Source organism: Silicimonas lutimaris (assembly GCF_047314965.1).
In the GTDB taxonomy this organism is placed as follows: domain Bacteria; phylum Pseudomonadota; class Alphaproteobacteria; order Rhodobacterales; family Rhodobacteraceae; genus JAVJUV01.
In genome coordinates this window covers 1-20607 of the sequence record NZ_JBLBVK010000054.1, presented here as the reverse complement: position 1 = coordinate 20607, position 20607 = coordinate 1, and the positions used below count along the sequence as shown (strand labels likewise).

Below are 20607 nucleotides of genomic sequence, written 5' to 3'. Positions count from 1 at the left end.
AATCAAGGACACGGAGGAAGGCTGACATGGCCGATGAAACCGCTAACCAGGGTATCCCCGAACCGGAGGGCAATGCCGATCTGATCCAGACCGACTACGAGATAGGACAAGACAATATCGAGGGTGCGGTCGGCCCCTTCGGTTTCGATATTCACAATCCGGTTTTCGTTATCTCGGGAGGCCTTGTCGTACTGTTCGTTGCCTATGCACTGGCATTCCCGGGGCAGGCCGAGGATTTCTTCGGATGGCTGCGTCCGGCTTTGACCAGCACGTTTGACTGGTTCTTCCTGATGGCCGCGAATATCTTCGTGATCTTCTGCCTGCTTCTGATTGTTACACCGCTGGGAGGTGTCCGACTTGGTGGCGCGGATGCCACGCCCGACTACGGCTATCCCGGCTGGTTCGCGATGCTTTTCGCGGCGGGCATGGGGATCGGACTGATGTTCTTCGGCGTGCTTGAGCCAGCCTATTACTTCGGCACGCCATGGGGCGACGAACCCTTGGGCGTTGTCCGGCCGTTCGCCGAGGACGGCGCTCTGATCGAGGCGAATGTCCAGGAAGCTCGACGCATGGCGCTCGCGGCGACGTCGTATCACTGGGCGCTTCACCCTTGGGCGATCTATGCCATCGTGGCGCTGGCTTTGGCTTTGTTCTCTTACAACAAGGGACTTCCGCTTTCGATCCGATCCGCATTCTATCCGATCCTGGGCGACCGCGTCTGGGGCTGGTGGGGGCACCTGGTCGACACGCTGGCCGTCTTTGCGACGTTGTTCGGACTTGCGACGTCGCTGGGTATCGGTGCTCAGCAGGCCAATGCCGGACTGGACTACGTCTATGGCATCTCGTCGAGCGTGACCGTGCAGGTCATCCTGATCATCGGCATCACCGGCATCGCGCTGATCTCGGTCCTTCGCGGCCTGGACGGCGGGGTGAAGGTTCTGTCGGAGATCAACATGGTGATCGCGGCGGCACTTCTGCTTTTCGTGCTTTTCGCTGCCGGCGCAGGAACCATCCTGTCGGAGTTTGTTGCCGGTCTTGGCGCGTATGGGCAGGAGATCTTTGCGTTGTCCAACCCGTTCGGCAGGGAAGACACTGGCTACATGCAGGGCTGGACCGCCTTCTACTGGGCCTGGTGGATCTCGTGGTCACCTTTCGTAGGAATGTTCATCGCCCGCGTTTCGCGAGGCCGCACCGTTCGCGAGTTCTTGATCTGCGTGTTGATCATCCCGTCGCTTGTGTGCGTGTTCTGGATGGCGACATTCGGGGGTTCCGCCATCGCTGACATGATCGCCAATCCGGGGTCCAGCGCGGTGAAGGCCAATGTGATCGACGCGTATAAGCCGGAGCTGTCGCTTTTTGCGATGCTGGAGGGGCTGCCGCTGGCAAGCATCACTTCGACTGTCGGCATCGTGCTGGTGATCGTATTCTTCGTGACCTCGTCCGACTCGGGGTCTCTGGTCATCGACACAATTACGGCCGGCGGCAAGATTGACGCGCCGGTTCCGCAGCGGGTGTTCTGGTGCACTTTTGAAGGGCTGGTGGCCATCGCTTTGCTGATTGGAGGCGGCCTGACGTCGCTTCAGGCCATGGTCATATCGACCGGGCTGCCGTTCACGGTCGTTCTGCTGCTGATGTGCTGGGCGATCCTGAAAGGGCTGATGAGCGAGCCACGTTGATCACACCTGCTTGACCTTAGGCATGGGGCGCAGTCATCTGCGCCCCATGACACTCGATATCAATTTCGTCCGGGCGCAGTTCCCGGCATTCTCCGAACCTTCACTCAGGAATGAAGCCTTCTTCGAAAGCGCTGGAGGTTCCTACCCCTGCCGTTTCGTCGTGGAGCGACTCGAGCGGTTTTACCGCGAGCGCAAGGTGCAGCCCTACTGGCAATTCGACTCCAGCCGCGTCGGCGGCGAGGAAATGGACGAGGCGCGGCGGCGGCTTGCCGAGATGATGGGCGTTGACACGGACGAGGTCAGCTTCGGCCCGTCGACCACTCAGAACACCTATGTGCTGGCTCAGGCCTTTCGGGAGTGGCTGGAGCCTGGGGATGCGATCATCGTCACCAACCAAGATCACGAGGCCAATTCGGGTCCGTGGCGCCGTCTCGCCGGCGCGGGAATCGAGGTGCGGGTCTGGGAAATCGACCCGGACAATGGGCATCTTGATCCCGAGCGTCTGCGGCCACTTCTGAAAGGGGCCCGCCTGCTGTGTTTTCCGCATTGCTCGAACGTGGTGGGAGAGATCAACGATGTCGCCTCGATAGTGGCGCTTGCACATACAGAAGATGTTCCGGTTTGCGTTGATGGCGTCAGCTATGCGCCGCACGGGATTCCGGATGTGGATGCGCTTGGGGCCGATATCTACCTTTTCTCGGCCTACAAGACCTATGGGCCGCATCAGGGCGTGATGGTGATCCGCCGCACGTTGGGTGAGGCTTTGCCGAACCAGGGGCATTTTTTCAACGGCGACACACTGTACAAACGCTTCACGCCGGCCGGGCCGGATCATGCACAGATCGCGGCCTGTGCCGGCATCGCGGACTATTGCGATACACTGTTTGCGTCTCTCGGGGTTCCCCACCAGGACGCGCGGGGCAGGGCGGCCACCGTGCATGATGCCATGCGGCAGCGTGAAGTCGCACTGTTGCAGCCCCTGATGGAATTCCTTTCTTCGCGAAACTCCGTCCGGGTTCTTGGTCCGAAAGATGCGGCCGTGCGTGCGCCGACCGTCGCCATGCTGGCCGATCGTCCTGGCGAAGAGCTGGCAGGGGAATTGGCGTCACACGGCATCAACGCCGGAGGCGGGGATTTTTACTCGGTTCGTCCGTTGGAAGCGATGGGGATCGACCTCGATCACGGAGTTCTGCGGCTCAGCTTCACGCACTACACCTCCGAGCAGGAGATTGAGCGACTGATCAAGGCGCTGCATCACGTTCTCTGATTGATGGCCGCCGGCCATTGACGCGCCCTGTGCCGCCCTATGTTGCGCCATGCAAAAAAAGGAGACCACATGGCAGACCCGGTGATCTGGTGGGTGCGCAAGGACTTGCGACTGGGCGACAACGCGGCCTTGAGGGCGGCTTTGGACGCAAAGGGCCCGGTGGTCCCGGTGTTCATCCTCGACGAGGTGTTCGGAGGATATGCTGCGGCGCCGTTGTGGCGGTTTGGGCTCGGTGTCGCGAAGCTTGCCGAAACGCTGGAAGCCATGGGGTCGCGGCTGATCCTGCGGCGTGGCAGGGCAACCGATGTTCTGCTGGATCTCTGCCGGGAGACAGGCGCGACCGCCGTGCGATGGAGCAGGGCCTATGATCCCGAGCAGGTCGCGCGGGACAAGAGCGTGAAGACAGCACTTGAAGGCGCCGGGATGGACGCCAAGAGCCTGCCGGGTCACCTGCTGTTCGAGCCTTGGGCTGTAAAGACCAAGGACGGCGGGTTCTACAAGGTCTACTCACCGTTCTGGCGTGCGGTGCGCGATACAGCCGTGGCGGCGCCGTTGTCGCGGCCGGACGCGATCCCGGCGCCCAAGGCGTGGCCGGAAAGTGATACCTTGGGAGCTTGGGGGCTGGAGCGCGCGATGGAGCGGGGCGCCCGTGTCGTGGCGCGTCACGTCTGTGTTGGCGAGAAGGCTGCGCTTGCTCGTCTGGAGCGTTTCGTTCGTGATCGAATCGAGGGTTACAAGGCGCGGCGGGATTTCCCGGCTGAGGATGCCACATCGAAACTGAGTGAAAACCTTGCTTGGGGCGAGATCGGCCCGCGCGCGTGTTGGCGCGCTGCCATGGCCGCGATGGCCGAGGGAAAGTCCGGGGCCGAGCACTTCCTTAAAGAGTTGGTATGGCGCGAATTCGCATATCACCTGGTCTGGCATACTCCGCATATCGTTTCCGGAAATTGGCGCGAGGGCTGGGACAGTTTCCCCTGGAGCGAAGACGAGGATGCACCCGAGGTCCTTGCATGGAAACAGGGCCGGACAGGTGAGCCATTCGTCGATGCGGCGATGCGCGAGATGTATGTCACCGGCCACATGCACAACCGGGCTCGGATGATCGTGGCCAGCTACCTGACCAAGCATCTCATGTGCCACTGGCGGATAGGGCAGAGATGGTTCGAGCACTGCCTCATCGATTGGGATCCTGCGTCGAACGCCATGGGGTGGCAGTGGACGGCCGGATCGGGTCCGGATGCCGCGCCGTACTTTCGCGTGTTCAATCCGGCGACACAGCTGGAGAAATTCGACCCGGAAGGAACATATCGCCGACGATGGATCGCGGAAGGCGAGGCGAGGCCGACAGAAACCGCTCTGTCATACTTCGATGCAATTCCGGAACGCTGGGGGCTTTCTTCGGGGAGAGCTTATCCCAAGGCCGTGGTTGATCTGGCCGAAGGACGGGCGCGAGCCTTGGCTGCCTACGAGGCGCGGGATTTCTGACCCTACACACGTCGATTGAGACGCTGAGCGGCTTCTGCCTGTCGGAGCCGCAATTTGCAACCGTTCCGGAACCATCCCGCGAGGATTGGAAAGATCTGCCTCGTGCGCGGCGGCGACTCGTTTTCATGGGAACTCATGGGATATGCCGCTTGCAGCTTCGTTTTTCCCGTGATTCTCTGATCTGAACTAGGATTTTCGCTGCATTGCGGGAAATCATGGAACTCAGAGCGAATTTTTGCTTCATACTATATATGGTATTTAATTTGCGATTTATCTAAATATAGACCCAATATTTCGATTTCTTTCGTTCAGGCTGGAGCTGGATAGCCAAGAAATCCCATAAAATGTTCTTGATTCCCATGATTTCCCATGGCACCTTCCAAATCACCGGATGAGACGGGATCAGTACTCGGGGCGCACAACGACCCCAGGCGAACCAAAAAAAGAGCAGGTTTCATACAGGCACCCGCTTTCATCCGATGACGAGATCCGGCGCGCGGGCGAGCAGACATCCCCCCAGGTGGCGCGCGCAGCTGGACTATCCCGGAGACGGGACGAGGGCGGCGGATCGGACAGTGGCAGCAGTCCGATCCGCCGTTTTCGTATTTTTTGGGGCTTGAAAAAGGGGCCGCGGGACAGTGGTTCGGAGGTTTAGAGGCGAAAGCGTCCAGAAGGTGGACGCAAAGGGCAGGGTGTCGATCCCGGCCCATTTTCGCCGTGTGCTGGAAGATGGCGACCCGAGCTGGTCCGAGGGCAAATCCCCGGAATTCATTATAGTTTATGGCGATCATCGCCGAGATTTCCTGGAATGCTTCACAATCGATGCGGCAAACGAGGTCGATGAGAAGATCGCGCGCATGCCGCGAGGTTCGGTCAAGCGCCGCGCTATGGAGCAGTTGTTCAACGGTCAATCGCTGCCTGCCACGGTCGACGAGACCGGGCGGATCGTTCTTCCCGCCAAATTGCGCCAGAAGATCGGTATTGATGGCGAAGCCTATTTCATGGCGATGGGCGATACGTTCCAGATCTGGAAGCCGGAGACCTTCGGCAGCCATGATACCGCGGTTGACGATTTGCTCGACAGCTTGCCGTCGGGAGCCGACATCTGGACTCTTCTCGAAGAGGAGGAGGTCTGATCCATGGCCGCTGCTGCCCGCGCCGCGAAAGATGCTCCTCATATCCCGGTCCTGCTTGATGCGATCCTGGAGGCCTGTGCGCCCATTGGTGGCGTTTGGCTTGATGGGACGTTCGGGGCGGGGGGCTATGCGAGAGGTTTGCTGGATGCGGGCGCTGACCGGGTGATCGGGGTCGACAGGGACCCGATGGTTTTCGAAATGGCCGCCGGCTGGGCCGACGAATACGGAGATCGCCTGAGCCTGGTCGAAGGCACGTTTTCCGATCTGGACGAGTATGCCGATCAGCCGCTGGACGGTGTTGTTCTGGACCTCGGCGTTTCGTCGATGCAGTTGGACCAGCCTGAGCGCGGATTTTCCTTCATGGCCGAAGGTCCGCTCGACATGCGAATGAGCCAGGCCGGAGTTTCTGCCGCAGAGCTTGTGGCGGATGCCTCGGAGGCCATGCTGGCGGATATTTTGTATCACTATGGTGAAGAGAGGGCAGCCCGTTCCATTGCCCGTGCCATCGTGAAAACGCGGCAGGACGCGCCGATCGAGACGACCGGGGCCCTCGTGCGGATCGTCGAAGCCGTCCTGCCGCGACCCAAACCCGGACAAAGCCATCCCGCAACTCGGACGTTCCAGGCGCTGCGCATCGCGGTGAATGACGAGTTCGGGCAACTAGTTGAGGGGCTGGAGGCCGCTGAACGGGCCTTGAAGCCAGGAGGGTGGCTGGCGGTCGTCAGTTTCCATTCGCTCGAGGATCGTGTTGTCAAGCGGTTCTTTCAGGCGCGCTCCGGCAAGTCGGGCGGGGCCAATCGCTACCAGCCGCAATTGGTCGAGGAGGCGCCCAGGTTCGAGGCGCGCAACAAGGCGATTCCACCTTCGGCGGAAGAGGTGGCCCGGAACCCGCGCTCACGGTCGGCGAACCTGCGTGTCGGAAGGCGGACCGATGCCCCCGCCGGCCCGGTCGACCGGGCAAGGCTTGGATTGCCGAAGATGGTGGAGGTCTAGATGAAGTCCCTTCTCTCTATCATGACCGCCTTCGCTGTGATGGGACTGGCCGTCTGGGCGTATCGGCAGAACTACGAAACGCAGGCCAAGCTGCGCGAAGTGCGCGAGTTGAGGGCCGAGATTGTGGATCTGCGCGAACGCGCGGCGGTTCTGAGGGCGGAGTGGGCCTACCTGAATCGTCCCGAACGCCTCGCGGATCTCGCCGACATGAATTTTGATCGTCTTGGCCTGCTGCCGCTTCGGCCTGATCATTTCGGAAACATCGATCAGATCGGGTATCCCGTCGAAAACGCCGTCGAAGTCATGGATCGGGGAGACGACGAATGACGCGGACACCCCTGCGTCCTCTCGCCCGGATTCTCGCGGCGCGCCGGGAGGGCCAGAACCCCGATGTGATCGAACGCGAAAATCTGCGCGCGCGGCATGAGGCGGATCGAGATTCTGCGCGCCAAAGGGCCGAAGGTCGCCTCCTTGTGTTGGGTGTCTCCTTCCTCTGCGCCTTCGCCATGGTTGCGCTGAAGATGTCGTTTCTCGCTGCTTCCGATCCCGCCGAGCCGCCGGCGGCCGCATCGGGCGCCCAGATCGTTGCCGCCCGCGCCGATATCACCGATCGGAACGGACGCATTCTAGCGACGAACCTGACCACCCATTCGCTCTATGCGCAGCCACCGCAGATGATCGATCCGATCCGCGCCGCGAAGGAATTGGTGAAGATATTTCCGGACCTTGATGAAGAGCGGTTGATCCGCCAGTTCACCGGCAAACGGAAATTCATCTGGATCAAGCGCCGGATCAGCCCGGAACAGCAGCAGGCCGTGTTCGACATCGGCGATCCTGGTCTTCTTTTCGGGCCTCGCGAGATGCGTCTGTATCCGAACGGCCGTCTGGCGGCGCATGTCCTGGGCGGTGCCGGATTCGGCCGCGAGGGCGTTTCGTCGGCAGAAGTGATCGGCGTCGCGGGTATCGAAAAGGCCCTTGACGAAGAGTTGCGTGATCCGGGCCGGGGCGACGTGCCGCTGGCGCTGTCGCTGGACCTGACGGTTCAAGCGGCGGTGGAACGTGTGCTTGAAGGCGGTATGCGCCTCATGAATGCCAAGGGCGCGGCCGCGGTTCTGATGGACATCCACACCGGTGAGGTCATTTCGCTGGCCAGCCTGCCGGACTTCGACCCCAATGACCGGCCTTCACCACTGACCCAAGGCGATCCCGGAGACAGTCCTCTGTTCAACCGTGCGGTTCAGGGCGTGTACGAGTTGGGATCGACATTCAAGATTTTCACGGCGGCCCAGGGTATCGAGGAACGGCTGGTCAGTCGCTCAACCTCCATCGACATCACCGGTCCGTTGACGTGGGGACGCCACAAGATTCGGGATTTCCGCAATTACGGGAAAGCTTTGACGGTCGAGGACGTAATCGTGAAGTCGTCGAACATCGGAACGGCTCGGATCGCGATGATGATCGGTGCCGAGCGTCAGCAGGAATTCCTGGAAAATCTTGGCCTGTTCGCACCGACGCCGCTGGAACTGGTCGAGGCGCCGGGTGCGCGGCCCTTGCTACCAAAGAACTGGTCCGAGATCCACACGATGACGATCTCTTACGGGCATGGCATCTCAGCTAGCCCCATGCATCTCGCTTCGGCCTATGCATCGCTTCTGAACGGCGGGCTGCAAGTCACACCCACCTTGCTCAAGCGAGAGGAATACGTGCCCGGGCCCCGCATCGTCAGCGAGGATACCTCGCGGCAGGCGCGCGAGATGCTGCGGCAGGTGGTGTCCCGCGGAACGGCGTCGCTGGGCGAAGTGGAAGGCTATCGCGTGGGCGGCAAGACCGGTACCGCTGACAAGCCGCGACCTCAGGGCGGGTATTACGAGGACAAGGTTATTGCGACCTTTGCGACGGTCTTTCCGGCCGATGATCCGTCCTATGTCCTGATCGTGACTCTCGACGAAGCCGTCGAGACCAGTGGCAAGGAGCCGCGACGGACGGCTGGCTGGACTGCCGTTCCGGTGGCGGCCGAGGTGATCCGCCGGATCGCCCCGCTTCTGGGGTTGGCACCTGCCGTTGAACCTTCCCCTGAGGCGGGTGTAACACTGGCGAGAAACTGAACCGGAGGCGAACCGCAATGCAGACCCGAGCCAAGACGAAGACGCTGGCCGAGCTCGGGCTTACCGCGAAGCAAACCGGCGAAGTCCGCGTGACCGGTCTGTCCGTCGACAGCCGGGACGTGAAGGAAGGGCACCTGTTCTTTGCACTGCCCGGAACGAAGGTGCATGGCGCGGAGTATATCCAGTACGCAATACGCATGAAGGCGGGCGCAATACTGACCGACCGCGAAGGGGCGCTGATCGCCGAGGAAGTCCTGGCCGAAAGCGGCGTGCCGCTGATCATCGCGGAAGATCCCCGAGAGACACTGGCATTCACGGCGTCCCTGTGGTTCGAAGCCCAGCCGGATGTGATGGTGGCGGTGACAGGCACAAATGGCAAAACAAGTGTTGCGACCTTCACGCGCCAGCTGTGGGTCGAGATGGGTGCCGAAGCCGTGAACATCGGCACGACCGGGATAGAAGGCGCCTTCACCGCGCCGTTGCAGCATACGACGCCGGAGCCCATTACGTTGCACAAGGCTCTCGCGCGTCTTGCGGACGAAGGCGTGACTCACGCGGCGATGGAAGCATCGTCCCATGGGCTGGCCCAGAGGCGGTTGGACGGGGTCCGCCTGTCAGCTGCGGCCTTCACCAACCTGAGCCAGGATCATCTGGATTACCACGCTGATTTTGAAGAGTATTTTTCGGCCAAGGCGGGTCTGTTCGACCGCGTTCTTCCCGAAGACGCGACGGCGGTCATCAACATGGATGATCCATGGGGCCAGCGCATGGCCGAGATCGTGGATGACCGAGGTCAGGACCTTCTTACCGTTGGTCGGGACGAAATGGCGGCGTTGAGAATCCTGGGGCAGCGGTTCGACCCGACCGGTCAGGAACTGCGCTTCGAATGGGGCGGAAAGATACATCAGGTGCGTCTTGGCCTGATTGGAGGTTTCCAGGCCGAGAACGCGCTGATCGCCGCCGGGCTGTGCATCGCGACGGGTGCCGATCCGGACGAGACCTTTGACGCGCTGCACACTCTTGAGACTGTCCGCGGCCGCATGCAGTTCGCTGCCCGACGCGATAATGGAGCAACCGTTTTCGTCGATTATGCGCATACGCCCGACGCGCTGGTTACGGCGCTCAAGGCGGTCCGGCCCCATGTCTTCGGACGCCTCATCGTCGTATTCGGTGCGGGTGGAGACCGGGATCGCGGCAAACGGCCTCTGATGGGCCGCGCGGCGGCTGATCACGCGGACATCGCCTTCGTTACGGACGACAATCCGCGCAGCGAAGATCCTGCCGCCATTCGCGCCGAGATCATGGCTGGGGCGCGCAAGGGAGCGGCCGAAGTCTATGAAGTTGGCGATCGCGCCGAGGCGATCCTGCGGGCCGTGGATGCGCTGGGGCCCGGCGACACCTTGCTGGTGGCCGGGAAGGGGCACGAAACAGGACAGATTGTCGGGGATGCGATCCTGCCGTTCGATGATGTTGAGCAGTCCAGCGTCGCGGTGGCCGCGCTGGACGGAAGACCGTCGTGACGGCGCTTTGGACGGGGCGCGAGGCGGCCCTCGCGACGGGCGGCGAGTTGCGTGGCGACTGGAAGGCGCATGGCGTCTCGATCGACACGCGAACCATCGAAGCCGGCGATCTGTTCGTCGCTCTCAAGGATCTGCGCGACGGGCACGATTTCGTCGCGAACGCTCTCTCGAAGGGGGCGGCGGCAGCGCTGGTGTCGAGAGTGCCGGACGGTGTTTCAGCAGACGCTCCGCTCTTGATCGTGGAAGACGTTCTGGTCGCGCTGGAAGCTCTTGGCCGTGCGGCGCGCGCCAGAACGGGCGCACGGATCATTGCGGTGACAGGTTCGGCCGGCAAGACGTCGACCAAGGACATGCTGCGCCATGTCCTCATGGGGCAGGGGCATACACATGCGGCTGAGGCCAGCTACAACAATCACTGGGGCGTGCCACTGACTTTGGCGAGAATGCCCGCCAACACGGATTTCGCGATCATCGAGATCGGAATGAACCATCCCGGTGAGATCGCACCGCTGTCGCGCATGGCGCGCCCGCACGTCGCCATCGTCACGACCGTCGCGCCCGCGCATCTGGCTGCATTCGAGAGCGTCGAAGGCATCGCCAACGAGAAGGCCTCGATTTTCGAAGGCCTTGAGCCGGATGGATACGCGATCTTCAACGCCGACGTGGAGACCGCGCCCATCCTGAATGCCGTGGCCAAGGAATACGCGGCGCACCGGATCGGATTTGGCGAGCACGCCGATGCAGTGCTGCGGGCCGTGAGGCTGACGCTGACGCCCGATGCCAGCGTGATCGAGGGAGTGTTCGGCTCGGATCCGTTCCTGCTCAAGGTCGGTGCTCCGGGCAAGCACTTTGCCATGAACGCGCTGGCTGTGATGGGGGCTGTGGCCAAAGTCGGCGCGGACTGGGACCTGGCGGCATGCGATCTGGCGAGTTGGCATGCCCCTGCCGGACGCGGGTTGAGGGAAACCCTGTTGCTTGATCCGGTCGAGGATCAGGGAATCGAGCTGATCGACGATGCGTTCAATGCCAACCCGGCCTCCATGGCGGCGGCATTCGAGGTTCTTGCGGCTGTTCCGGTCAAGGATGGGGTCGGCCGCATTTCGCAAGGCAGGCGTATTGCCATCCTCGGTGACATGCTGGAACTCGGCGAGGACGAGGCCGCGCTGCATGCCGTGTTGGCCGACCACCCGGCGATGGAGCGCATTCACCGGGTCGACTGTGTCGGACCGCGGATGCGGAACCTGTATGACGCTCTGCCAGCCGAGAAACGCGGAAGATGGGTGGAAAGCGCCGGGATGCTGGCGTCGGAAGTGCATCATCTAGTCGACGCGGGAGATGTGATCCTAGTCAAGGGCTCCAAGGGATCGAAGGTCAGCCTTGTGGTTGACTCCCTGCGAAAGCTTGCCAAAGCAGGCGGCAGGGAACAGGAAGGAACCGTGTGAGATGTTATACTGGCTGACCATCTTTTCAGACGGCGGGGACTTCTTCAATCTTTTCAGATATATAACATTCCGTGCAGGGGGTGCGTTCTTCACTGCGCTCGTTTTCGGTTTCCTGTTCGGTCGTCCGCTCATCAATCTGCTGAGGCAAAAGCAGAAGCATGGACAACCCATTCGGGATGACGGACCGGAAGGTCATATCATCAGCAAGGCCGGAACTCCGACGATGGGTGGCGTCCTGATCCTAGGGGCACTGGTCACGTCGTCGCTTCTTTGGGCACGGCTGGACGAAGGCTTCGTCTGGATGCTGCTCTTTGTGACCGTTGCATTCGGGGCAATCGGCTTCATAGACGATTATCAGAAGGTTACACGCAACTCGCACGCGGGCGTCTCAGGTCGTGCGCGGTTGGCCATCGGCTTTGCCATTGCGGCCATTGCGGGCTTCTGGGCGATTTGGCTGCATCCGGAGCCGCTTCAGAACCATCTTGCAATCCCGGTCGTCAGCCTGCTTCTGAACCTCGGGATCCTGTTCGTTCCCTTTGCGATGCTGGTGATCGTCGGCTCGGCCAATGCGGTGAACCTGACCGATGGTCTTGACGGACTTGCGATCATGCCTGTGATGATCGCTGCCGGGTCTCTGGGTGTGATCGCCTACGCAGTGGGCCGGACCGACTTCACCGAGTATCTTGGCATCAACTATGTGCCGGGAACGGGAGAAATCCTCATATTCACTGCTGGCCTTATTGGCGGCGGCCTAGGGTTCCTCTGGTACAACGCGCCGCCTGCGGCGGTCTTCATGGGAGATACCGGATCGCTTGCCCTTGGCGGCGCGCTCGGCGCAATCGCCGTGGCGACCAAGCACGAGATCGTTCTGGCGATCATCGGAGGGCTCTTCGTGGTCGAGGCGCTCAGTGTCATTATTCAGGTCTTCTACTTCAAGATGACCGGGAAGCGCGTATTCCTGATGGCGCCCATACACCATCATTTTGAAAAGAAGGGATGGGCCGAACCACAGATCGTCATCCGGTTCTGGATCATTTCCCTGATCCTTGCCCTTGTCGGCCTAGCCACTCTGAAGGTGAGGTAGGGGATGGGTTTCCTTGTCCGCTGGCTTTTCGCCTTTGTTCTTCTGGCGCTGACCTTCAATCCTACGGAGTGGAACTATACCCGCTGGGCCGTCACGAACTGGCAGGAACAGATGCCTTTGGCCGTGCTTGGCGGGCTGGTTCTTCTGGTGGCCTATGTTCTGTTCCTCACGGCCGTGCTGCGAGGCATCGGCGCACTTGGCGTGATGCTGATCCTCGCGGTAGTCACCGCCTTGGTCTGGGTGCTGGTGGATTTCGGCTGGATCAGCCTCGATAATCCGACCTCCAACACCTGGATTGCCCTGATCGCATTGTCGGTCGTGTTTGCCGTAGGGATGTACTGGGGCATCCTCTGGCGCCGGTTGTCCGGCCAGCTTGAGGTCGATGACGAGGTCGAGGGATGATACCCGTACAAGGCGTCGCCGATCAGCGTCTGGTGATTCTTGGTCTGGGCCGTTCGGGCCGATCGGCGGCGCGCGCCGTCGAGGCAGGTGGCGGTACGGCGCTCTGCTGGGATGACAGTCCCGAGGCGCGTGCAAGGGCGGAAGCAGAGGGTTTCACGATCCACGACCTATCCAAGCGCGAGGCGTGGGACGGTGTGTCGGCGTTAATCGTGTCGCCTGGTATTCCGCATCTGTACCCAGAACCGAACAAGTGGATCGCCCGTGCGATGGAAGCGGGTGTGCCGGTCGACAATGATATCGGGTTGTTCTTCCGCTCGCTGGGAACCTCCGACTGGGATTATCTCGACACGCCGCCGAAGGTCATCGCCGTGACTGGGTCGAACGGCAAGTCGACGACCTCGGCCCTGATCCACCATTGTCTGACGGTCGCTGGACGCGACAGCCAATTGGCGGGCAATATCGGGCGCGGCGTGCTGGATATCGATCCGCCGGGGGACGGCGGTGTGGTGGTTCTTGAATTATCTTCCTACCAAACGGAACTGGCCCGGGCCCTGACGCCCGACGTGGCGGTGTTCACCAACCTTACGCCCGACCACCTAGACCGCCACGGCGGGATGGGAGGCTATTTCGCGGCCAAGCGCAGGCTCTTCGCGGAGGGCGGCCCGGATCGCGCGGTCATTGGTGTGGATGAGATAGAGGGGCGCTATCTGGCCAACCAACTGTCCGAAGGTCCGGGAGACGACCGCCTGATCCGCGTCTCCGTCGAGCGCAAGCTCGAGGGGCCGGGATGGTATGTCTTTGCCCGAAAAGGGTTCCTGAGCGAGTACCGCAAGGCGCGTCAGGTGGCTTCCGTCGATCTGCGTGCGATCAGGGGGCTGCCAGGTTCGCATAACCATCAGAATGCCTGCGCGGCCTTTGCAGCGCTGCGCGCGCTTGGGCTGAGCCCGAAGCTGATCGAGCAGGGATTTCAGACTTTCCAAGGCCTGCCGCACCGGTCCCAAATCGTTGGAGAGAAGGACGGTGTGGTCTTCGTGAACGACTCAAAGGCCACAAATGTAGACGCTGCCGGGAAGGCCCTGCAGGCGTTCGACCGGATCCGTTGGATTGTCGGCGGGCAGATGAAGGATGGTGGCCTTGGTGCGCTGAAGCCGCATCTCGGCCGAGTGGCGAAAGCCTATGTCATCGGGAGGCAGGCGCGGGAAGTGGCGCTTGAGATTGCCGAAATTCCCCACGAGGTTTGCGAGACGATGGCGGTTGCAGTGGCCAGGGCCGCCGCTGAAGCCGAGGCCGGTGAAACCGTTCTCTTGGCTCCGGCAGCAGCCAGTTTCGACCAGTACGACAATTTCGAGCGCCGAGGCGAGGATTTCGTGGCCGAAGTGCAAAAGGTTATCGGCGGGTAGGGGGCTCTGCCCCCTCGACCCGTTCCGGGTCTCACCCCCGAAGTATTTTTTCCAATAGGAACGACAATTCGATACAAATTGTCGTTCCTCGCCTGGAACTCCTACAGGATCGACTGGCCTGTCTTTGCCCAGTCGTCCAGGAAGGCCGCGAGGCCTTTGTCGGTCAGGACGTGGGACGCCATTTTCTTGATCACGTCCGGGGGAGCGGTCGCGACGTCGGCGCCAATCTTGGCAGCCTCGCTCATGTGATTGGCCGATCGGATGGAGGCTGCGAGGATTTGGGTCTTGAAGCCGTAGTTGTCGTAGATCTCGCGGATGTCGGCGATCAGGTCCATACCATCGAGGTTCAGGTCGTCCAGGCGTCCGATGAACGGCGAGATGAAGGTCGCACCCGCCTTGGCAGCGAGCAGAGCCTGGTTGGCCGAGAAGCAGAGTGTGACGTTGACCATGTGGCCTTCGCTCGACAGATGTTTGCAAGCCCTGAGCCCGTCCCAGGTCAGTGGGACCTTGACGGCGATATTGCCTTTGCCCAGTTTCAGAACCTCATGCCCTTCTTTGACCATGGTCTCATAGTCGGTTGCCACTGTCTCGGCGCTGACCGGGCCGTCGACCATCTCGGCGATCTCTGCGATCACTTCCTTGATGTTGCGCCCCGATTTGTGGATCAGCGAGGGGTTCGTGGTGACCCCATCGACCATGCCAAGCTCGTGAAGTTCGCGGATGGCGGCGGTGTCAGCGGTATCGACGAAGAATTTCATTTCTCTCTCCCTCTGGCGGTTACATTGAGTTTCGTGGCACTGATACAGGACTGAGCCGGGGGGCTGAACCCCTGAAAAGCGTTCCAACCGGATTGAGGCGTGCATTGCTTCGGCATTTCGACGAAGGCGACCTGATTTCGGTCCTGACGACCCAACCGCTTGACCGGGCGTTGGACTATCGTGCCCCGGCGGGGGGGTGTTTCGAAGGTGCATTCGTCGAAGTGCCGTTGGGGCCACGGAAAGTGCTGGGAGTTGTCTGGGGGCCGGGAGAGGGCGGTTACGAGCTGTCGAAAGTCCGCACCGTTCTTCGGGTACTTGATGCCGTTCCGATGCGCGAGGAGATGAAGTCGTTCCTAACCCGCGCCGCGGAATACACCCTGACCCCCATGTCGGCGATGCTGCGTCTTGCCACAAGGTCGCCGGGGCTGGGCGATCCGCCATCGATGCGCCTGATCTACAGGCGAGGTAGCCGGGATGAGCCCGACCGTTGGACAGATGCGCGGCGGAAGGTCGTGGCTGTGCTGGAGGAATACGGTGGACTGGCTTTCACGCTGGCGGAACTTGCCGAACTGGCCGGCGTCTCTACGAGTGTGGTCAAGGGACTGGCGAAGCAGGGTGTCGTGGCCGAGGAGCAAAGTCCCCGCGATCTGCCCTATCCTGCGCTCGAACCGGACCATCGCCGAAAGGCTCTGACTTCGGAGCAGGAGAGCGCGGCGAGGACGCTGACGCAGGCGGTGAACTCGCGCAGTTACGGAACCACTCTGCTGAAAGGTGTAACGGGTTCCGGTAAGACCGAGGTGTATCTGGAAGCCGTTTCGGCGTGCTTGAGAACTGGCCGGCAAGCGCTTGTTCTTTTGCCTGAAATCGCACTGACAGCGGAATTCTTGACACGGGTCGAGGACCGTTTCGGCGCGCGGCCCGCCGAGTGGCACTCAGGCGTGACGATGACCGAACGGCGCCGGGCCTGGCGGATGGTGGGCGAAGGAGGTGCGCAGCTGGTCGTGGGCGCGCGCTCCGCGTTATTCCTCCCGTTCCGGGATCTCGGGCTGATCGTTGTCGATGAGGAGCATGACACATCGTACAAGCAGGAAGACGGCGTTTTGTACAATGCGCGTGACATGGCCGTTTTGCGCGCGTCGATCACGGGTGCGCAGGTTGTTCTGGCCTCGGCCACGCCATCTCTGGAGAGCTGGGCCAATGCCGAGGCAGGTAAATATGCACGGGTCACCCTGACGTCGCGATTTGGCGAGGCGGTTCTTCCGCGTATGCGGGCGCTGGATATGAGGGATGAAAAGCTGCCGGCAAACCGTTGGATTTCAAGTGATTTATCTGTTGAAGTAATGCGACGTCTGGAGGCAGGGGAGCAGTCGTTGCTGTTCCTCAATCGCAGGGGCTATGCGCCCGTGACGATATGCAGGGCCTGCGGGCATCAGATCGGTTGCGACCATTGCGATGCGCGGATGGTTGAGCACCGGTTTCAGAAACGGCTGGTTTGCCATCAATGCGGAGAGACCAAGCCGATGCCGGAGCGTTGTCCGTCTTGCGATGTCGAGGGCCGGCTTGCGCCTGTCGGACCGGGTGTCGAGAGGCTTGGCGAGGAGGTGGCTGAGCTTTTTCCGGAGGCGCGCGTGGCGGTCTTGTCGTCGGATTTGTTCGGGTCTGCGCGAGCTCTGAAGGCCGCGATCGAGCGTATCGCCGAGGGTGAAGCCGACATTATCATTGGCACGCAACTTGTTGCAAAAGGACATAATTTCCCGTTTTTGACACTGGTCGGCGTGATCGATGCGGACCTCGGTCTGCAGGGATCGGATTTGCGGGCGGCGGAGCGGACGTTTCAGTTGATGCGGCAGGTGGCGGGGCGTGCGGGGCGCGCGGAGCGGCCCGGAGAGGCGCTGCTGCAGACCTACCAGCCGGAGCATCCGGTGATCCGCGCGATCCTGTCGGGAGACGAGGAGGATTTCTGGCGCGCGGAGGCGGCGGAGCGCCGTCATGCCGGGGTGCCGCCTTACGGCCGCATGGCGGGGATCGTGCTGTCCAGCCCTCATGCCCAGGACGCGTTCGATGTGGGTAAGGCATTGGCTGCAAAGGCGGAACCGCTGCGGCGGATAGGTGCGCAGGTGTTTGGTCCGGCGCCCGCACCGATCGCCCGGATCCGGGGGCGGCACCGTGTTCGACTTCTGGTCAAGGCGGACAAGGGCGCGCCTTTGCAGCCGGCTCTGGCGGCATGGGTGAGGCAGATCAGGCTGCCTTCGAACCTGCGGCTGTCGATCGATATCGATCCGCAGAACTTCTACTGAGGCACCCCGAATACAGGCGTCGGCGAAGCGTCGGCAGACCGTCGGCAAAACGTATGGCACGTGTATGGCACGTTCTGCGCGGCTCGGTGTTCAGCCGGGGACCAGCGCTTCGAGTTCCGGCAGCAGGACCACGCTTTCCTGTTCGTTGGGGTCCGTCCGGGCGATGACGGCCACGGCCGGCTCGTCGCCATCGTTGAAGGGAAGGTGAGGCGTGTCCGCCGGGATGTAGATCATGTCGCCCGCGTTTGTCTCCATCACGTGTTCCAGTTGGTCGCCCCAGTACATCTTGGCTGAACCGGACAGCACGTAGATAGCGGTCTCATGGGTTTCGTGCTTGTGGGCCTTCGCGCGGCCGCCGGGCGGGACGTGAAGCAGGTGCATGCACACGCCCTGGCTGCCGACGGTTTCTTTCGCGATTCCCTCAAAATAATCGAACCCTTGCTTGCCGGAATAGGTGCCGCCGGGGCGTAGCTTTACGCAGTCAGCCATGTCTTCGTCCTTTGCCGGGTTGTGAAGCGATGGGATGAGCATAAGCGAAGCGCTCCGGTCACCGTAGGAAAATCTTGAAGAACGGGCCCGGCGCCTTTGGGGAGTGTCGGTCTTCTTGGGCCCCGATTTGCACCTGCCGAAACTGGCTGCACTGGGTCGGCGCTTCTTTCAGCCTGAAGCGGCGAAGCAACATGCTCTGGCGCCGTTTCTTCGGGAAGACCTTCTCGGACCTCGTGCCGATCTCCATGGGGATGATGAAGCCCTTCTACGATTATTTCGCATCGACGGCGCCGGGAGGCAATTTCGATGACCCGCCGGCAACGATTCAGACCTATGCGGCCGCGCTGGAAGATGTACTGGCGAGTTTCGAGACGCTTGGGGCGCGGGATGACCTGCCCCGCCTGTTTGTCGAGATGACGCATAAGGGCATGGCGGATGGGCTGGGAGACAAGGCGCTGACAGCAGTGATCGACGTTCTTGACCGAGACTGAGCGCCAGACCGGCGGCGTGGCCTTCATGACGATTGTCGGGCGCGTGGCAACTCTGGCCAAAGGTGATGGTTGGGAGTAAATCGCGCGAATGCGGATCGTTCACCTTGAGGAAGCGCGGGGCTTCCCGTTCTGGCGCAGACCCACGACGCTCTTGTTCCTTATGGCGGCGGCGATGCCGCTTGCCTTTGCCACATGGTCCGCGCTTCTGAACAACTTTGTGGTCGAACGCGCCGGTTTTACCGGGGTCGAGATCGGGTGGCTGCACACCGTGCGCGAGATACCCGGTTTTCTTGCCGTCGGGGTGATCGCGATCATCGTCTTCGTCCGAGAGCAGGTGTTCGGGTTGATCTCGCTTCTGATGCTGGGCGTGGCGACCGCCGTGACCGCGTGGTTTCCCTCGGTGGGCGGCATCCTGATGGTGACGTTCATCTCATCGGTCGGGTTCCACTATTTCGAGACGGTGAACCAGTCGCTGCAACTGCAGTGGCTGCCGAAGCGGGACGCGCCGCGCATTCTTGGCTGGATCGTCGCCATCGGGTCGGGCGCGTCGCTTTTGTCCTATGGCTTGCTGGTGGCGACCTGGGATCTGTTCGAGCTGTCCTACAACACGGTCTACCTGATCTCGGGCGGGGCCTGCGCGGTGATCGCGATCTATTGCATGATCGCCTTTCCGCAGTTCGAGGCTCCGGACCCGCAGGTGAAGAAGTTCATCCTGCGCAAGCGTTACTGGCTGTATTACGCACTGCAGTTCATGTCGGGCGCGCGGCGGCAGATTTTCGTGGTCTTCGCGGCCTTCATGATGGTCGAGCGCTTCGGTTTCGAGGTGCACGAGGTAACGGCGCTGTTCCTGGCGAACTTCCTCGCCAACATGATCTTTGCACCGATGATGGGGGGCGCGGTGGCGCGTTTCGGCGAGCGCAACGCGCTGGCCTTCGAGTATGCCGGGCTGACGATCGTCTTCCTGGCCTATGGCGGGATCTACTATTTCGGCTGGGGCGTGGTTCTGGCCGCGGCGCTGTATATCGTCGATCATCTGTTCTTCGCGCTGGCTTTTGCGCTGAAGACCTATTTCCAGAAGATCGCCGATCCGGGCGATATCGCACCCACTGCTGCCGTGGCCTTCACGATCAACCATATCGCGGCTGTCTTCCTGCCCGCGCTTCTGGGATATCTGTGGATCGTCTCTCCGGGCGGGGTGTTCGGGCTGGCCGCCGTGATGGCGGGGATCTCGCTGGTTCTGGCGCTGATGATCCCGCGCCATCCCGCGCCGGGTCACGAGACCGTGTTCAGCCGGGCCGTACCGGCCCCGGCCGAGTAGGCGAAGCAGCGGAACCGCCCTATATGGGGTGCATAGGATTGCAGGAGGCGTGCGATGTTCTTTTTGAAGAAGAAGGCCGAGATGGTGACTGCCGATGAGGCCTTGCCGGGCAGGCGTGATGCCATTCCGACGGCGCAGACCCATTTCGTCAGCGGACGCCCTCTGACGCTGGACGTGCCCGACGGCATGGAGGTGGCCATGTTCGGCATGGGCTGTTTCTGGGGCGTCGAGCGGATGTTCTGGAAGCTGGATGGCGTGTACCTGACGATGGTGGGCTATGCCGGCGGGCTGACGCCGAACCCGACCTACCAGGAGGTCTGCACGGGGCGGACCGGGCATAACGAAGTGGTGCGCGTGGTCTACGACCCGGCGGTGATCTCCTATGACGACCTGCTGCGGGTCTTCTGGGAGGGGCATGACCCGACCCAGGGCATGCGCCAGGGCAATGACGTGGGCACCCAGTACCGGTCGGGCGTCTATGCGTTTGGCGATGCTCAGAAAGCCGCCGCGCTGGCCAGCCGGGACATGTTCGCGCCGCGCCTGTCGGAGAGCGGGTATGGCGCGATCACGACGGAGATCCTGGAGGCGCCGGTCTTCTATTTCGCGGAAGATTATCATCAGCAGTACCTGGCCAAGAATCCCGGAGGCTATTGCGGAATCGGCGGCACGGGTGTGACCTGTCCGATCGGAACCGGTGTGAGCGCCTGAGATTTCGCCGACTGCGTCGGCGACCGAAGCAGGAAG

General features: G+C 61.8%; 18 protein-coding genes. 16 read left to right on the top strand and 2 right to left on the bottom strand.

Going from position 1 to position 20607, the window contains the following annotated elements:
• Nucleotides 1-26: 26 nt before the first annotated feature.
• The 12 genes from ACKLNI_RS14880 to murD all read left to right on the top strand — a co-directional run bounded on the left by ACKLNI_RS14880 (nucleotide 27) and on the right by murD (nucleotide 14510).
• The gene (locus ACKLNI_RS14880; protein ID WP_413719872.1) at nucleotides 27-1676 is read left to right on the top strand and encodes a BCCT family transporter; all 1650 of its coding nucleotides are present in this window, start codon (nucleotides 27-29) and stop codon (nucleotides 1674-1676) included.
• A 46-nt stretch (nucleotides 1677-1722) separates the two neighbouring features.
• Entirely contained in the window at nucleotides 1723-2943 is a 1221-nt protein-coding gene (locus tag ACKLNI_RS14875) for an aminotransferase class V-fold PLP-dependent enzyme (protein ID WP_413719871.1), read from the top strand.
• A 69-nt stretch (nucleotides 2944-3012) separates the two neighbouring features.
• Nucleotides 3013-4428: a cryptochrome/photolyase family protein gene (locus ACKLNI_RS14870; protein WP_413719870.1), complete on the top strand. Its 1416-nt coding sequence runs from the start codon at nucleotides 3013-3015 to the stop codon at nucleotides 4426-4428.
• Between the two features lie 638 nt (nucleotides 4429-5066).
• Nucleotides 5067-5564 carry a division/cell wall cluster transcriptional repressor MraZ gene (mraZ, locus tag ACKLNI_RS14865; protein WP_413719869.1) on the top strand — a complete coding sequence of 166 codons (498 nt, stop codon included), beginning with the start codon at nucleotides 5067-5069 and terminating at the stop codon, nucleotides 5562-5564.
• A 3-nt stretch (nucleotides 5565-5567) separates the two neighbouring features.
• Nucleotides 5568-6557, top strand: coding sequence for a 16S rRNA (cytosine(1402)-N(4))-methyltransferase RsmH (gene rsmH / locus ACKLNI_RS14860; RefSeq protein ID WP_413719868.1), 990 nt, complete (start codon nucleotides 5568-5570; stop codon nucleotides 6555-6557).
• A complete protein-coding gene (gene ftsL, locus ACKLNI_RS14855) occupies nucleotides 6558-6884 on the top strand; it encodes a cell division protein FtsL (RefSeq protein WP_413719867.1) in 327 nt (108 codons plus the stop codon). It abuts the gene before it with no gap.
• Entirely contained in the window at nucleotides 6881-8662 is a 1782-nt protein-coding gene (locus ACKLNI_RS14850; RefSeq protein ID WP_413719866.1) for a peptidoglycan D,D-transpeptidase FtsI family protein, read from the top strand. Before ftsL ends, ACKLNI_RS14850 begins: the two co-directional genes overlap by 4 nt.
• A 17-nt stretch (nucleotides 8663-8679) precedes the next feature.
• Nucleotides 8680-10182 (top strand): UDP-N-acetylmuramoyl-L-alanyl-D-glutamate--2,6-diaminopimelate ligase, encoded by a 1503-nt coding sequence (locus ACKLNI_RS14845; protein WP_413719865.1) that lies wholly within the window; start codon nucleotides 8680-8682, stop codon nucleotides 10180-10182.
• Nucleotides 10179-11624, top strand: a complete 1446-nt coding sequence (locus ACKLNI_RS14840) for a UDP-N-acetylmuramoyl-tripeptide--D-alanyl-D-alanine ligase (protein WP_413719864.1) — start codon at nucleotides 10179-10181, stop codon at nucleotides 11622-11624. Before ACKLNI_RS14845 ends, ACKLNI_RS14840 begins: the two co-directional genes overlap by 4 nt.
• A gap of 1 nt (nucleotide 11625) precedes the next feature.
• Entirely contained in the window at nucleotides 11626-12708 is a 1083-nt protein-coding gene (gene mraY / locus ACKLNI_RS14835; protein ID WP_413719863.1) for a phospho-N-acetylmuramoyl-pentapeptide-transferase, read from the top strand.
• 3 nt (nucleotides 12709-12711) lie between these two features.
• Entirely contained in the window at nucleotides 12712-13110 is a 399-nt protein-coding gene (locus ACKLNI_RS14830) for a DUF6524 family protein (protein ID WP_413719862.1), read from the top strand.
• Nucleotides 13107-14510: a UDP-N-acetylmuramoyl-L-alanine--D-glutamate ligase gene (murD, locus tag ACKLNI_RS14825; protein WP_413719861.1), complete on the top strand. Its 1404-nt coding sequence runs from the start codon at nucleotides 13107-13109 to the stop codon at nucleotides 14508-14510. Before ACKLNI_RS14830 ends, murD begins: the two co-directional genes overlap by 4 nt.
• Before the next feature lie 101 nt (nucleotides 14511-14611).
• On the opposite strand, the gene fsa is transcribed toward murD, so the two are convergent.
• Nucleotides 14612-15268 (bottom strand): fructose-6-phosphate aldolase, encoded by a 657-nt coding sequence (gene fsa, locus ACKLNI_RS14820; protein WP_413719860.1) that lies wholly within the window; start codon nucleotides 15266-15268, stop codon nucleotides 14612-14614.
• Nucleotides 15269-15360: 92 nt separating this feature from the next.
• On the opposite strand from fsa, the gene ACKLNI_RS14815 reads away from it, so the two are divergent.
• Nucleotides 15361-17565 carry a primosomal protein N' gene (locus tag ACKLNI_RS14815; RefSeq protein ID WP_413719859.1) on the top strand — a complete coding sequence of 735 codons (2205 nt, stop codon included), beginning with the start codon at nucleotides 15361-15363 and terminating at the stop codon, nucleotides 17563-17565.
• Nucleotides 17566-17655: 90 nt separating this feature from the next.
• On the opposite strand, the gene ACKLNI_RS14810 is transcribed toward ACKLNI_RS14815, so the two are convergent.
• Nucleotides 17656-18054, bottom strand: a complete 399-nt coding sequence (locus ACKLNI_RS14810) for a cupin domain-containing protein (protein WP_413719858.1) — start codon at nucleotides 18052-18054, stop codon at nucleotides 17656-17658.
• A gap of 191 nt (nucleotides 18055-18245) precedes the next feature.
• Between ACKLNI_RS14810 and ACKLNI_RS14805 the strand changes: the two genes are divergently transcribed.
• The 3 genes from ACKLNI_RS14805 to msrA all read left to right on the top strand — a co-directional run bounded on the left by ACKLNI_RS14805 (nucleotide 18246) and on the right by msrA (nucleotide 20571).
• Nucleotides 18246-18545 (top strand): imine reductase family protein, encoded by a 300-nt coding sequence (locus tag ACKLNI_RS14805; RefSeq protein WP_413719857.1) that lies wholly within the window; start codon nucleotides 18246-18248, stop codon nucleotides 18543-18545.
• An 88-nt stretch (nucleotides 18546-18633) separates the two neighbouring features.
• On the top strand, nucleotides 18634-19863 hold the full coding sequence (locus ACKLNI_RS14800; protein WP_413719856.1) for an MFS transporter: 1230 nt from the start codon (nucleotides 18634-18636) through the stop codon (nucleotides 19861-19863).
• Nucleotides 19864-19917: 54 nt separating this feature from the next.
• Entirely contained in the window at nucleotides 19918-20571 is a 654-nt protein-coding gene (msrA, locus tag ACKLNI_RS14795; protein WP_413719855.1) for a peptide-methionine (S)-S-oxide reductase MsrA, read from the top strand.
• The last annotated feature ends 36 nt before the right edge of the window (nucleotides 20572-20607 follow it).